A 13,520-nucleotide genomic window follows, 5' to 3' on the forward strand; every position below is an offset into this window, starting at 1 on the left:
CCGCAGCGCCTCCTCGGTGACGGCCTCGGCCGACGCGGTCGCGATGGTCTCGCCCTCCGCGTCGAGCCCGGCGGCGGGCCGGGGCGGTGGCGGCGGGCGGCAGGCCGACCAGGACGGCCGAACCGCAGTCGGCGCAGGCCCGCTCGGGGCACTCCTCGCCGTGCCCGTCCTCGCACGGCGGCTGCTCGAACACCCGTTCATCACCGCAGGTGAAGCAGTACAAGGGGGAACCTCCCTCGGCTATGACACGCATCACGTTCGCACGCGCCGGTGACAGAATGCGGGACTTCGCTCGGCGTGTCCGGAAGTTCGTTGCGCCTCACAGGTCACTCCGGTGCTCCTCCATCGGCATTTCGTGGGACCATCGCAACGTGACCGCTGACGCAGCCCGTTCGAACGACCACCCTGCGCGCACGCCCGACGACGGCGGCCTCGCCGAGAGCCCCTTCCTGCTGGCCTGCCGGCGCCGGCCCGTGCCGCACACGCCGGTGTGGTTCATGCGCCAGGCGGGGCGCTCCCTGCCGGAGTACCTGCGGGTCCGCGAGGGCGTCCCGATGCTGGAGTCGTGCACCCGCCCGGACATGATCGTGGAGATCACGATGCAGCCGGTGCGGCGGTACGCGGTCGACGCGGCGATCTTCTACAGCGACATCATGGTGCCGCTCCGGGCGGTCGGCGTCGACCTCGACATCAAGCCCGGCGTCGGCCCGGTCATCGCCGACCCCATCCGCGACGCCGCGGGCCTGGACGTCCTGCGCCCCCTCTCGCCCGACGACGTCCCGTACGTGACCGAGGGCGTGCGGGGCCTGGTCGGCGAGCTCGGCGCGACGCCGCTCATCGGGTTCGCGGGGGGCCCGTTCACGCTCGCGTCGTACCTGATCGAGGGCGGCCCGTCCAAGAACCAAGAGCGCACCAAGGCCATGATGTACGGCGAGCCGCGGCTGTGGAACCGGCTGATGGAGCGGCTGGCCGACCTCACGATCGCGTTCCTGAAGGTGCAGATCGCGGCCGGTGCGAGCGCCGTGCAGGTCTTCGACTCGTGGGTGGGCGCGGTCGCCGCGCAGGACTACCGCGAGTCCGTCCTGCCGCACGCCCGCCGCATCTTCGCCGAGATCGAGCCGCTCGGCGTCCCGCGCATCCACTTCGGCGTCGGGACGGGCGAGCTGCTCGGCCTGATGGGCGAGGCCGGGGCCGACGTCGTCGGCGTCGACTGGCGGGTGCCGCTGGACGAGGCCGTCAGCCGCGTCGAGCCGGGCAAGGCCCTGCAGGGCAACCTCGACCCGGCGGTCCTCTTCGCCCCGTGGGAGGTCGTGGAGCGCCGCGCCCGCGACGTGCTGGCCCGCGGCCGCACCGCCGAGGGGCACATCTTCAACCTCGGCCACGGCGTCCTGCCGTCCATGGACCCGGACGTGCTGGCCCGCCTCGCCGACCTCGTCCACGAGGCGAGCGCCGAGGACTCGCACTAGGCGGGCGGCGGCGGCCCCTGCGGGGGCTCGTCGCCCACCCCGACGGCGGCCTTCGCGTGCTCCGGCTCCGGCGCCTCCTCCGGGGCCGGTGCGGAGCCGGCGCCGCGGGCCGCGGACCGGGCGCGCCTGCGGCGGCGCAGGGCCACCGCCGGCAGCCCGACCACGGCGGCCGCGACGAGGAACGGCAGCAGCCAGCCCAGCACGGCGGCGACGCCGCCGACGAACGCGGTGAACGCGTGCCAGCCGTTCTCCAGCCCGCCGACGAAGCCGCCGCGGGGCTCGTCCTTCTCGGGCGGCGCCGCCCTGCTCACCAGGATCACGGTCACGGTCGCGAACTGCGTGCGGTGGGCGAGCGACTTCTGGCGCGCCTGGAGCGCCTCCAGGTCGGCCTCCCGCTCGGAGATCTCCTGCTCGATGCTCATGATCTCGCCGACGGAGTTCGCCCGGCCGAGCAGCTTGCGGAACGACTCCAGCGTGGCCTTCGCGGACCGCACCCGCGCGTCGACGTCGGCCACCTCGGCGGTGACGTCCTCGGCCTGCTGGCTGAGCGACAGCTTGGTGCCGAGCTCGGCGCCGAGCCGGCCCAGCACCTCGGCGTACCGGTCACCGGGGATCTTGAGCGCGATCTCCGAGCGGGCCGGGTCGCTCGACGTCGACTCCCGCTCGACGTAGCCGCCCGCCGCGGCGACCAGCTGCTTGGCCTTGGCGGCGGCGGCCTCCACGTCCTTCGCCCGCACCCGCAGGTCGGCGGTGTGGACGACCTCGCGCCCGGTGGGCAGGGGCGTCTCCGGCCGTTTCGCGCTCCCGCTCTGCGGGACGCCCTCGGCGCGCCGGGCGCCGCTCGGGAGGGCCGGCGCCGTGGCCACGCCCCGGGGGGCGGTGTCCGACGCTCCGGAGGACTGGTCGCCGCCGCCTCCGCACGCGGCCATGCCCGCCGCCAGCGGCAGGACGACCAGTGCGCAGGTGATGCTCCTGACGATCCGCATGGGGCTTGGACGGGGTGCGCCGGATCACCGTTCCCCCGGACCGGTCGCGATCCGGGCACGAAGCGGGCACGCGGCGATCACGGGCCGCCGAGTGATCACAGGCCGCGAGTGATCATGGGCCGCCGTTGATCATGGGCCGTCGGTGAGGACGACCGGCCCGCCGATGTTCACGGACCCGAGCGTCCACAGGGCGCCGGTGCCGGGGACGACGGCGAGCGCGGTCGCGTAGACGTTGCTCCTGTTCGGCACGGCGGTGGTCGGGACGCGCTCCCAGGCCCCGCCGCCGTAGCGGAGCAGGCCGGGCTTGGCGGGCTCGTCGAGCGAGTGCCCGACCGCCCACAGCGTTCCGTCCCCGCCCTGGACGATCCGGGTGAGCGCGTTGAGGCCGGGCGGCGGGTTGACGCCCGTCCAGGCCGTGCCGTCCCAGTGCATCAGGACGGGTGAGGCCGGGGAGGTGCGGTAGCTGATGCCGGTGGCCCAGGCGTCGGTGGGGGAGAGGGCGACCATGTCGGTGAAGCCCGTCCCGGGGACGGGCTCGTGCACCGGGACGCTCTGCCAGGAGTGCCCGTCCCAGTGGTGTGCGGCGAGCGTCTGGTCGGTGCGGGAGACGGTGCCGAGGAACCAGATGTCGTCGTCCGCCCGGATGTAGGACGTGTACTGCTGCATGTCCGGGATCGCGGTGACGTGCGTCCAGGTGTCGCCCGTCCGGCGGTAGACGGCGCCGGCGGTGGCGACCCACACGCCGCCGGCCCTCGCCTGGAGGTTCGCGCCGCCGGCGCCGGGCGGCAGCGCCACCTGCTCGAACCGCGAGCCGGTGAAGCGCGCCACGTACGGCTCCGGCGCCGCGCCGCCGGAGCCGTACTTCGGACCGGTGATCCACACGTCCTCGGGACCGGCCGCGTCGACGTCGGTGATGGTGCCGCGGCTGGACAGGTTCTGAAGGTCGTACTCGACCCAGCGGGCGTCCTTCCAGCGCCGGACGACGGGGTTTCCCGGAATGCTCTGCCCGGTCCCCGGGATCGGGCCGGGGATCACGAGTTCGCCCTGGTTCCCGGCGATCCAGACGCTGTCGGCCGAGGCGGCGTCGACGTCGTAGAGGCTGTTGTTCGGCCAGAAGAACGGCAGCGGGACCGGCGCGAACTCGCCGCGGGCCGCGCCCGACGCGGGGGACGCGAGCCCGCCGGTCGCGAGCGCCGCCGCCGTGAGGGCCGCCGAGAGGAGGGCGGAGGTCGTCCGAGGCATCATGCCCGCCAGTATTCACTGGCGTGGTTTCGAGATCTTGTCATCTCCGTGACAAGAATCCCGCGCCGGGGCGCGGCGCCGGGCCCGCCCCGGTGCGCGATCCGGCGAGGCGTCTGGGAGGCTGGAGGCATGACCACGTCCCATGCCGTTGTCGTCGGGGGCGGCATCGCGGGCCTCGCCGCCGCGCGCATGCTCGTCCGGGAGGGCGTCCGCGTGACGGTCCTGGAGGGCTCCTCCCGGATCGGCGGGAAGCTGCGGGTCAGCGAGATCGCCGGGATCCCGGTGGACGAGGGCGCCGAGTCGATGCTCGCCCGCCGCCCCGAGGGCCTGGACCTGGTGCGCGACCTCGGCCGCTCCGGCGACCTGGTGAACCCCGGCACCACGTCCTCGGCGATCCTCAGCCGCGGCGCGCTGCGGCCCATCCCGTCCGGCCAGGTCATGGGCGTCCCGTCCGACCTGAAGGCGCTGGCCGCCGCGCACGTGCTGTCGCCGGCCGGGCTCGCCCGCGCCCCGCTCGACCTCGTGCTGCCGGAGACGCCGCGCGGCGGGGACGTGTCCGTCGCCGACTACATCGGCGCCCGCCTCGGCGGCGAGGTCGTCGACCGGCTCGTGGAGCCGCTGCTCGGCGGCGTGTACGCGGGACGGGCCGAACTGCTGTCCTTCGAGTCCACGCTGCCTTCCGTCGCCGCCGCCGCGCGGTCCCACCGGTCGCTGATCCAGGCCGTCCAGGGCATCCGGGCCGCCGCGCCGAAGGATCCGGGCCCTGTGTTCGCCACGCTGCCGGACGGTCTCGGCACGCTCCCGCACCTGGTCGCCGCCGACATCGCCGAGGCGGGCGGGACGGTCAGGACCGGCGCCACGGTCCGCGAGCTGCGCCGCCGCGAGGACGGCTGGCGCCTCACCGTCGGCTCGGCCCGCGACCCCGAGCACCTCGACGCCGACGCCGTGGTGGTCGCGGTCCCGGCGGCCCCGGCGTCCCGCCTGCTGGAGCCGGACGTTCCCGCCGCCGCGCGGGAGCTGGGCGGCATCGAGTACGCCAGTATGGCGATCATCACGCTCGCCTACCGGGCCACCGCGTTCCCGCGGCTCCCGGAGGGCAGCGGCTACCTCGTCCCGAACGTGGAGAGCGACACGGCCCGCGGCGGCCGGGGGGTCAAGGCCGTCACGTTCAGCTCGCTGAAGTGGCCGCACCTGCGCGACCGCGACCCGGGCGTCGTCGCGGTGCGCTGCTCCATCGGCCGGTACGGCGAGGAGCATCTGCTCCAGCGGGCCGACGAGGAGCTCGTCGCGACCGCCATGGCCGAGCTCGCCGCGACGTGCGGCGTCACCGAGCTGCCGGCCGAGAGCCGGGTGACCCGGTGGGGCGGCGGCCTCCCGCAGTACAACGTGGGCCACGCCGACCGCGTGGCCAAGGTCCGGGCCGCGGTCGCCGGAGCGCCGGGGCTGGCCGTCGCGGGCGCCGCCTACGACGGCCTCGGCATCCCCGCGTGCATCGCCTCCGCGCGCGCGGCGGCGCTCCGCGTCCTGGACCATTTGCGCAGTCGAGAAGGAGTTGGACCATGACGGAGCAGCAGGGCAAGCCGAAGGCGCGCGAACTCAACAACGTGATCCGCTACACAATGTGGTCGGTGTTCCGGGTCGCGAACCCGGGAACCGTGGGCGAGCAGGAGGCGGCGGAGGTGCAGGACCTCCTCGACCAGGCCGCCCAGAAGGACGTCACCACGCGCGGCGCCTACGACGTCGCGGGCCTGCGGGCGGACGCCGACTACATGTTCTGGTGGCACGCGCCCACGTCCGACGACCTGCAGGAGGTCTACACGCGGTTCCGGCGGACGGCGCTGGGCCGTGCGAGCGAGCCGGTGTGGTCGCAGATGGCGCTGCACCGCCCGGCGGAGTTCAACAAGAGCCACATCCCCGCGTTCCTCGCCGACGAGGAGCCGCGCGCCTACGTGTGCGTGTACCCGTTCGTCCGCTCCTACGAGTGGTACCTGCTGCCGGACGAGGAACGCCGTGCGATGCTCTCCGAGCACGGCATGATGGCGCGCGACTACCCCGACGTCCGGGCCAACACGGTGTCGGCGTTCGCGCTCGGCGACTACGAGTGGATGCTGGCGTTCGAGGCGGACGAGCTGCACCGCATCGTCGACCTGATGCGGCACCTGCGGGGGGCGAAGGCGCGCCTGCACACCCGCGAGGAGGTGCCCTTCTACACAGGTCGCCGCAAGGCGGTCGCCGAACTGGTCGCCGGCCTGGCCTAGCCCGAACCGTTCCGGCCGCCCGTCAGGTGGCGGGCGGCCATCGGAGAACCTGACGAGCTGCCGGTTCACCGGCTGACCCGTCGAAAACTCCCTGCTCGCCCGTAATCTGACCGGGTTCGGCGTCCCTCCGCGAGGATCCCCGCCGCTCCTATTCCGGATCGCGCGTGGGCCGGGGGCGGCCGGCAGTAAAGTGCCGTCCGTGACCAAGTCTCCCGCCCGGCACGCCCGCGGACGGCACGCCCGGCCGCCGTCCGATTTCTCGGCCCGCCTGCACCGCATGCTCGCGTCCCTCCGGGACTCCCGGAGGCGCCGGCTGGGCGTCGCGGGGGCGGTGACCGCGACGGCCGCGGTGCTCGCGGCCGTCGCCGTCCTGGCGCTGCCCGGCGGCTCGGGCCCCGCGCCCCGCGCCGCCGTCGCCGCCCGCACGGCCACCGTCCCGTCCCCGAACGAGCGCGTCGGGGCCGCCGGCGACCCCGACGAGATCACCGACGCGGTGCCGTACTTCGAGACGAAGGACCCCGGCGGGAAGGTCGTCAAGCACGTCACCGACGTTCGCCGCAGCGGCAGCTTCGTGCGCGTCTACACCGACCTCGGCGAGGCCGACGAGAACTCCGAGCCGGCCATCGACCTGTGCAAGTGGACGACCCAGTTCCTCAGGGACGGCGGCGACGACGAGCCCCGCGTCTTCGTCCACGGCAAGAGCGACGACAACGGCAGCGTCGTCCTGGCCAACAAGCAGAGCGACAAGGACGACTGCGAGGTCCCCGAGACCCCCTAGTAGTTGCCCGATCCTCCGGAGTTCGAGTCGTAGTAGTAGCCCGAGTACTGCGTGTCGGACAGGAGGCTCCGGTCGGTGTTGCGGTTGACCCCGTTCAGAGCCCAGGCGTAGGGCAGGTCGAGCGGCTTGGGGTTGTCCATCTCCATGACCTGGCGGAGCTTGGCGTCCTCGACCGCGGGCGCTGGAACCACTCCGACTGCATCGCGTCGAAGATGGGCGAGCGCTCGGGCAGCCGCGGCGGGGCCTTCGGCTCCGGCTGTGCGGCCGCCGCGGCCCGCACGGCCGGCTGGGGAACGGGTGGCGGCTCGGGCACCGGCGCCTCCGGCACGTGGGGAGCGGACATGGCCGGGACGTCCTCGGCGTAGGGGGAGGGCGCCTGGCCGGGGTTCGGGCCGACCTGCTCCAGCGGCCCGGTCTCCCACGGGATGTGCCGTCCGCCGCCGGACTCGGGCACCAGCGGCTGCGCCTCCGGGACGACCGACTGCGGGCCCGTCCGCCCGCCCGGCGGGTAGGCGCCGTTGGCGGGGGCGTCCTCCACCTCCTGCGAGCGCTCGCTGCGCGGCTGGAAGAGCCCGTTCGAGGAGCCTCCGTCGGAGGGGCGGCCCTGCAGGTGCGTGCCCGGCTCCCGGACCGGCAGCTCCCCCGGCCTGCGCGGCTGGCGCTCGCCGGTCCCGTAGGGGTCGCCCGCGGGGGTGCGCCGGTCCCGCGAGGGGCGCCGCTCGGCGGGCGGGACCGCGGGATGCGCGCCGGTGCCGTAGGGGTCGTGCGCGCCCGGGGCCGGGATCGGACCGGTCTCGGTGATGCCCGGCTGCGGGCCGGTGGCGCCGCGGACGGGCCGCAGCGGTCCGGTGCCGCCGACCATGGGGTGCGCGCCCGTGCCGCCCGTCATGGGCTGCGGTCCGGTGCCGCCGCCCATGGTGCCGCCGCCCATGGCGGCGGGGCCGTAGTCGTCCTGCCGGTACCCGCCCGCGGGCGGCTCGGCGGCGGTGGTGGTGAGCGCGGCGAGCTGGCCGTGGGATCCGGCCTCGCGGGGGGCGAGGCCGGGACGGCTGCCGATGCCGCCGGACTCGCCCGGCGTGACGACCGCGTCCGGCAGCACCACGAACGCGGTGAGGCCGCCGCCCTGGGCGGCCCGCAGCTCGACGCGGATCCCGTGCCGGACGGCCAGGCGGCCGACCACGAACAGGCCCATGCGGCGCGCCGCGGAGAAGTCGATGACGGGCGGGTTCGCCAGCCGCCAGTTGGCCTGCTCCAGCTCCTCGGGCGACATGCCGACGCCGTTGTCGGTGATCTGCAGCATGCAGCCGCCGCCGCTCAGCATCTGCCCCGAGACCGTCACCTTGGTGTTCTCGGAGGAGAACACGGTGGCGTTCTCCACCAGCTCGGCCAGCAGGTGGACGAGGTCGTTGACGACCGGGCCGGCGACCGTCATGTCGCCCTGAACCCGCAGCGCCACGCGCTCGTACTGCTCGACCTCGGACAGCGACGCGCGGACGACGTCGATCAGCGGGACGGGCTGGTTCCACCGGCGCACCTGCTCCTGTCCGCCGAGGACGAGGAGGTTCTCGCAGTTGCGACGCATGCGGGTGGCCAGGTGGTCGAGCCGGAACAGGTTGCCGAGCTGCTCCTCGTCGCGCTCGCTCTGCTCCAGCTCCTCGATCAGCCGCAGCTGCCGCTCGATGAGGGACTGGCTGCGGCGGGAGAGGTTGACGAACATCGCGTTGATGTTGCCGCGCAGCACGGCCTCGTCGGCGGCCAGCCGGACCGCCTCGCGGTGGACCTCGTCGAACGCCCGCGCGACCTGGCCGATCTCGTCGGTGGAGTCGATCTCGATCGGCTTGACCTCGATGCCGCCCGCGGCGGCCTCGGGGTCGCGCAGCCGGTCGACCAGGCCGGGCAGCCGCGTGTTGGCCACGTCCAGCGCGCCGGACTGCAGCCGGCGCAGCGGCCGCACCAGCGAGCGGGCCATCACGATCAGGGTCGCCAGGACGACCGCGAGGACGAGGAACAGCAGCACGCCGTCCCGGATCGCCGCCGTCTGCGCGCCGGACCGGGCGTCGTCCGCCTTGGCGGCGAGGTCGGCGGCGATGCTCTTCTCGACCGTCCGCAGCTTGTCGACCCGCGCGGTCGAGTCGGACGTCCAGGACCGGGCGGTGCGGACGCCGAGCCTGACCCGCAGCTGCCGGGAGGAGTCGGCGACGGCCAGCGTCTGCAGCCGGGTGACCTCCGCGCGGTCCAGCTCGGGACCGGTGACGGTGTCCTCGAACAGCCTCAGCTGGGCCGGCGTTGCCGAGCTCCGGAAGGCGTTGATGCTGGTGTCCATGTCCGCACGGGCGTCGTCGACCGCGGCGCGGTCGAGCGGCTCGAAGCGCCCCTCCCAGAGCGCGGAGGAGAGCAGGGCCCGTTCGCGGGACGCGGCGTCCTTGGCGTTCGCCAGGTCGGCCAGCGCCAGCGCGCTCTGCGCGAGCTCGGCCGTGGGGGCGTCCTGGGAGACCAGGACATGGAAGGAGGTGAAGTCGTCGACGAACTCGGTGTACTTGTCGATGATCACCCCGGGCGCGAGGCGCGCGGCCGCCGTGCGCAGCGCGGGCAGGTCGTCCACCCGGTTGAGGACGTTTCCGACCGCCAGCCGCAGGCCGGAGGAGTACGTCTCGACGTCCGCCGCGGCGGCGCGCACCTTGCGGGCGTCGGCGTCCACCGCCTCCTGCCGCGCGGCGAGGGTGTCGGCGCCGCCGGCGCGCCCGCCTCCCGCCGCCCGTTCCGCCATCGCGTCGCGTTCGGCTTCCACGTCGTGCGCGAGCGCGGTCAGCTGGTTACCGAGCGTAGCCAGCTGGCCGGTCCGGCTGTAGGCTTCGGCGTTGTCCAACGACACCGAGACCCGGTAACCCGCGAAGAACCCGGCCACGATGGTGGGCACCGCGATGAGGGCGAACAGACGCGTGCGCACTCGCCAGTTGCGCAGCTTGTAACGCCCGCCCTGGGAACCTTGCTTCGGGGCGTCGCCCCTGGCAGACGGGCCTGGCTGGGGGGATTGCGGGGCCATCTCGGCCCCTTCTGCTTTCCGCACTGCCCTCCGCTACCTCTCAATGGGGTCGATCGCTCGCGGCGTACAGTGGCCTGAACGGGATTCGGGTCGCATCGCTCACCCACGCCACTGCGGGCGAGCGCGAGATATTGCAACACAGAGCCACCATCATGGCCAACCCGAATGATCACACAAGTCTGGACTTGTGATGCAGAAGATGCCCATGTCACAGACTGTTATCCCATGTTCACGTAATTGCACATAATCCTCTCATCTCACCCAAGCCACACCCACAGTGCGCTACGCTCCCGCCTCGTTTGAAAGATCAGGTTCAACGTGCTTCCCCCCGCAAAATGGAGCCTTGCCATGCCTGCTTCCCACCGCCGTACAGCCGTCACCGGCGCGCTAGCGATCGCTCTGGCACTCTCCGCCGCGGCCTGCGGCTCCTCGGAGAAGAAGTCGGCCAACGGTCTGGAGAAGTCCGAGATCACCCTCGGCAACATGACCGTCGCCGACACCGCGCCCGTCCAGCTCGCCATCTCCAAGGGACTGTTCAAGGCCGAGGGCCTGACTGTCAAGACCCAGGTCATCCCGGGTGGCGCCGCGGGCATCCCGCTCCTGAAGAGCGGCCGGCTGGACTTCAGCATCAGCAACTACGTCTCGTTGCTCACCGCCGGGGCCAAGGACCCGGGCTTCAAGCCCAAGATCGTCGTCGAGGGCATGCAGAGCGCCCCGAAGACGCACACGCTGATGGTGCGCAAGGACTCCCCGTACCACACGATCAAGGACCTGGCCGGCAAGAAGATCGCCGTCAACACCAAGCGCAACGTGGCCACGCTGCTGGTGCGCGCCGCCGGCAAGCCCCAGAGCATCGAGTTCGACGAGGACAAGAACTTCGTCGAGGTCCCCCCGCCCGCCATGGAGCAGGCCCTGAAGTCCAAGAGCGTCGAGGCCGTCCAGGCGATCGAGCCGTTCGGCACCCAGATGCAGCAGTCCATGGGCGCCCGCATGGTCGCCGACCTGTCCAGCGGCCCGACCGCGGACTTCCCGGTCGCGGGCTTCGCCACCACCGAGAAGTTCGCCAAGGAGAACCCCAAGACGGTCGCCGCCTTCCAGCGCGCGCTGCTGAAGGCGCAGGGCATGGCCGCCGACCGCAAGCTGGTCCAGGACGTCCTGCCGACCTACGCCAAGGGGATCGACGCCAAGGTCGCCTCCACCATGAGCTTCGGCACGTGGCCGACCACGCTGAACGCCACCCGCCTCCAGCGCGTGGCCGACCTGATGCAGCAGTTCGGCTACCTGGACAAGCCCCTCGACGTCAAGTCGTTCATGGTGACGTCCTCTTAATGAAGCACCGCCGTATCCTTCTCGGCGCCGCCGGGGTCGCCGGGCTGGTCGCCGTCGTCGAGGTCGTGAGCCGTGCCGGCCTCGTCGACGAGACCGCCCTGCCCCCGGCGTCGACCGTCCTGCGGGAGGCCGGGAAACTGGCCGTCGACGGGGAGTTCCTCACCGACGTCGGAGCCACGCTCACGGCATGGTTCGGCGGGCTCGCGCTGGCGGTGCTCGTCGCGGTGCCGCTGGGCGTGCTGCTCGGTTCGGTTCCGGTGCTCGGCACCGCCTCCCGCGCGCTGGTCGAACTGCTGCGCCCCATTCCCTCGGTCGCGCTGATACCGCTCGCCATCATCCTGTTCGCCGACCCCACGCAGATGAAGATGTCCTTGATCTTCTACGCCTGCCTGTGGCCGATCCTCATCAACACCCTGTACGCGCTCCGCGACGTCGACCCGGTCGCCAAGGAGAGCCTGCGCAGCTTCGGCTTCGGGACGCTGGCGGTGCTGTGGCGCGTCTCCCTGCCGAGCGCTTCGCCGTTCATCGCCACCGGCATCCGGATCGCCGCCTCCGTCGCCCTCGTCGTGGTGATCAGCACCGAGCTCCTGGCGGGCGGGATCGACGGGGTGGGGATCTACCTCTCCGACACCCAGTCCGGAGGCGGCCGGACCGACCTGCTGCTGGCCGGCGCCTGCTGGGCCGGAGTGCTGGGTCTGCTGGCCAACACAGCCCTCTTCGGGCTGGAACGGATCGCGTTCCGCTGGCACACCGCCCGCGTGGAGGGGATCGCATGAGGGCGCTGCGAGCGCTGCGCGGGCTGGCCGGGCGGGTCTGGCTCGTCGCCGCCGCCGCCGTGCTGTGGGAACTGGTCACGCGCGCGGTGGACGAGACCTACTTCCCCCCGCCCACGACGATCTTCGACGCGCTGCACGAGCTGTGGTTCTCCGGACCCGCCTCCCACGCGTTCCTCACGGACAAGGCGGTGGACGACTTCTCCACCAGCCTCACCCACCTGTTCGCCGGATGGGCGGTCGCGGGCGCGGCCGGCGTCCTGGCGGGTGCGGCGATCGGCCGGTCGCGGGTCCTGTACGACCTGCTGAACCCGGTGCTGGAGTTCCTACGCGCGATACCTCCGCCCACCCTGGTGCCGTTCTTCATCATCGTGTTCCAGCTCGGCGCGACCATGCAGGTCGTCACGATCGCGTTCGGCGTGGTGTGGCCGGTGCTGCTCAACACCTGCGACGGGGTCCGCACCGTGGATCCCCTGCACCTGGAGACGGCCCGGGTGTTCGGCGTCGGCCGGCTCCGCAGGCTGCTGACCGTCACGCTCCCGGCGGCCTCCCCCAAGATCTTCGCGGGGCTGCGGGTCGCGCTGTCGTTCGCGCTGATCCTGATGGTCATCTCCGAACTGTTCGGCAGCACCTCGGGAATCGGCTCCGAGCTCATCGGCGCCCAGCGCTCGTTCGAACTGCCCCGGATGTGGGCCGGGATCGTCATGCTGGGCCTGCTCGGCCTCCTGTTCAACGCGGTGTTCATGCTCCTGGAGCGGCGCCTGCTGTCCTGGCACACTGGCGCGAAAAGGCTCGCGAGCTGACGATGACCCCTATGCCGACCCTGACGACATACACACAGCAAAGGGGGCCGCGGTGCTCCAGATAACCGGCCTCAGCCATTCCTACGGCGACGGTCACCGGGCCATCGACGGGCTCGACCTCACCGTCCCGGACGGCCAGCTGCTCAGCATCGTCGGCCCGTCCGGCTGCGGCAAGTCCACCTTGCTGCGCTGCATCGGCGGGCTGATCCGCCCGACCGCCGGGACCCTCACCCTGAACGGCGAGCCGATCGACGGCGTGCCCGACGACCTCGCCGTGGTGTTCCAGGACTACAGCCGGTCGCTGTTCCCCTGGCTGACCGTCCGCGACAACGTGGCGCTGCCGCTGCGGCGGCGCGGCAAGGGCCGCTCGGAGCGGCGCGCCGCGGCGCAGGAGGCCCTGGAGTCCGTGGGTCTCACGGACGCCGGACGCAAGTACCCGTGGCAGCTGTCGGGGGGCATGCAGCAGCGCGTGTCGATCGCGCGGGCTCTGGCCTACCGCCCGTCGCTGCTGCTCATGGACGAGCCGTTCGGGTCGGTGGACGCGCAGACCCGGGAGGACCTGGAGGACCTCGTCCTGCAGATGCACCGGACCCGGAAGATGACGATCCTCCTGGTCACGCACGACATCGACGAGAGCGTCTACGTCGGTGACCGAGTGGTCGTGCTGAACCGCTCGCCCGCCCGCGTCCACGCCGACCTGCCGGTCGAGCTGCCCTCGGCCCGCGACCAGATCGAGACCCGGGGGACCCCCGAGTTCGTCCGGCTCCGGGCCGAGGTCGGACGGCTGGTCCGCGGCGGCGCGAAGGTGCCGGGCGCGGCGCCCGCGGGCACCGCGCCCGGCA

Annotated in this window: 13 protein-coding genes; 9 read left to right on the forward strand and 4 right to left on the reverse strand. The window is 73.0% G+C overall.

Features of this window, described 5'->3' with window-relative positions:
- Positions 1–274: hypothetical protein (locus AB0K37_RS34190; RefSeq protein WP_363988054.1), on the forward strand; the 274-nt coding region annotated here is incomplete at its 5' end.
- Positions 275–452: 178 nt separating this feature from the next.
- Positions 453–1,466, forward strand: a complete 1,014-nt coding sequence (gene hemE, locus AB0K37_RS34195) for a uroporphyrinogen decarboxylase (protein ID WP_363988092.1) — start codon at positions 453–455, stop codon at positions 1,464–1,466.
- On the opposite strand, the gene AB0K37_RS34200 is transcribed toward hemE, so the two are convergent.
- Positions 1,463–2,452, reverse strand: coding sequence for a DUF4349 domain-containing protein (locus AB0K37_RS34200; RefSeq protein WP_363988057.1), 990 nt, complete (start codon positions 2,450–2,452; stop codon positions 1,463–1,465). The two genes, hemE and AB0K37_RS34200, sit on opposite strands and share 4 nt — an antisense overlap.
- A 129-nt stretch (positions 2,453–2,581) precedes the next feature.
- On the reverse strand, positions 2,582–3,697 hold the full coding sequence (locus tag AB0K37_RS34205) for a hypothetical protein (RefSeq protein WP_363988060.1): 1,116 nt from the start codon (positions 3,695–3,697) through the stop codon (positions 2,582–2,584).
- Positions 3,698–3,823: 126 nt separating this feature from the next.
- On the opposite strand from AB0K37_RS34205, the gene hemG reads away from it, so the two are divergent.
- The 3 genes from hemG (at position 3,824) to AB0K37_RS34220 (ending at position 6,730) form a co-directional block, all read left to right on the forward strand.
- Positions 3,824–5,257 (forward strand): protoporphyrinogen oxidase, encoded by a 1,434-nt coding sequence (gene hemG / locus AB0K37_RS34210; protein WP_363988063.1) that lies wholly within the window; start codon positions 3,824–3,826, stop codon positions 5,255–5,257.
- The gene (gene hemQ, locus AB0K37_RS34215; RefSeq protein ID WP_363988070.1) at positions 5,254–5,952 is read left to right on the forward strand and encodes a hydrogen peroxide-dependent heme synthase; all 699 of its coding nucleotides are present in this window, start codon (positions 5,254–5,256) and stop codon (positions 5,950–5,952) included. Before hemG ends, hemQ begins: the two co-directional genes overlap by 4 nt.
- Before the next feature lie 199 nt (positions 5,953–6,151).
- Complete coding sequence (locus tag AB0K37_RS34220) at positions 6,152–6,730, forward strand: hypothetical protein (protein WP_363988073.1); 579 nt, start codon at positions 6,152–6,154, stop codon at positions 6,728–6,730.
- On the opposite strand, the gene AB0K37_RS34225 is transcribed toward AB0K37_RS34220, so the two are convergent.
- On the reverse strand, positions 6,727–6,870 hold the full coding sequence (locus AB0K37_RS34225; protein WP_363988076.1) for a hypothetical protein: 144 nt from the start codon (positions 6,868–6,870) through the stop codon (positions 6,727–6,729). The genes AB0K37_RS34220 and AB0K37_RS34225 overlap by 4 nt on opposite strands.
- Entirely contained in the window at positions 6,825–9,677 is a 2,853-nt protein-coding gene (locus AB0K37_RS34230; RefSeq protein WP_363988079.1) for a nitrate- and nitrite sensing domain-containing protein, read from the reverse strand. The genes AB0K37_RS34225 and AB0K37_RS34230 overlap by 46 nt, the downstream gene beginning before the upstream one ends.
- A 444-nt stretch (positions 9,678–10,121) precedes the next feature.
- Here AB0K37_RS34230 and AB0K37_RS34235 point away from each other — a divergent pair, with 444 nt between their 5' ends.
- The 4 genes from AB0K37_RS34235 to AB0K37_RS34250 all read left to right on the forward strand — a co-directional run.
- A complete protein-coding gene (locus AB0K37_RS34235; RefSeq protein WP_363988082.1) occupies positions 10,122–11,102 on the forward strand; it encodes an ABC transporter substrate-binding protein in 981 nt (326 codons plus the stop codon).
- Positions 11,102–11,878 carry an ABC transporter permease gene (locus AB0K37_RS34240; protein WP_363988085.1) on the forward strand — a complete coding sequence of 259 codons (777 nt, stop codon included), beginning with the start codon at positions 11,102–11,104 and terminating at the stop codon, positions 11,876–11,878. The genes AB0K37_RS34235 and AB0K37_RS34240 overlap by 1 nt, the downstream gene beginning before the upstream one ends.
- Positions 11,875–12,678, forward strand: coding sequence for an ABC transporter permease (locus AB0K37_RS34245; protein WP_363988087.1), 804 nt, complete (start codon positions 11,875–11,877; stop codon positions 12,676–12,678). Before AB0K37_RS34240 ends, AB0K37_RS34245 begins: the two co-directional genes overlap by 4 nt.
- 52 nt (positions 12,679–12,730) lie before the next feature.
- On the forward strand, positions 12,731–13,520 hold a 790-nt coding region (locus AB0K37_RS34250), incomplete at its 3' end, for an ABC transporter ATP-binding protein (RefSeq protein ID WP_363988089.1).

This window comes from Actinomadura sp. NPDC049753 (genome assembly GCF_040674655.1).
Classification (GTDB): Bacteria; Actinomycetota; Actinomycetes; order Streptosporangiales; family Streptosporangiaceae; genus Spirillospora; species Spirillospora verrucosospora.

Excerpts from the sequence above, each read along its gene's own strand:
- AB0K37_RS34200 (WP_363988057.1), bottom strand. The coding sequence starts at position 2,452 with ATGCGGATCGTCAGGAGCATCACCTGCGCACTGGTCGTCCTGCCGCTG.
- AB0K37_RS34205 (WP_363988060.1), bottom strand. The coding sequence starts at position 3,697 with ATGATGCCTCGGACGACCTCCGCCCTCCTCTCGGCGGCCCTCACGGCG.
- hemG (WP_363988063.1), top strand. The coding sequence starts at position 3,824 with ATGACCACGTCCCATGCCGTTGTCGTCGGGGGCGGCATCGCGGGCCTC.
- hemQ (WP_363988070.1), top strand. The coding sequence starts at position 5,254 with ATGACGGAGCAGCAGGGCAAGCCGAAGGCGCGCGAACTCAACAACGTG.
- AB0K37_RS34225 (WP_363988076.1), bottom strand. The coding sequence starts at position 6,870 with ATGGACAACCCCAAGCCGCTCGACCTGCCCTACGCCTGGGCTCTGAAC.
- AB0K37_RS34235 (WP_363988082.1), top strand. The coding sequence starts at position 10,122 with ATGCCTGCTTCCCACCGCCGTACAGCCGTCACCGGCGCGCTAGCGATC.
- AB0K37_RS34240 (WP_363988085.1), top strand. The coding sequence starts at position 11,102 with ATGAAGCACCGCCGTATCCTTCTCGGCGCCGCCGGGGTCGCCGGGCTG.
- AB0K37_RS34245 (WP_363988087.1), top strand. The coding sequence starts at position 11,875 with ATGAGGGCGCTGCGAGCGCTGCGCGGGCTGGCCGGGCGGGTCTGGCTC.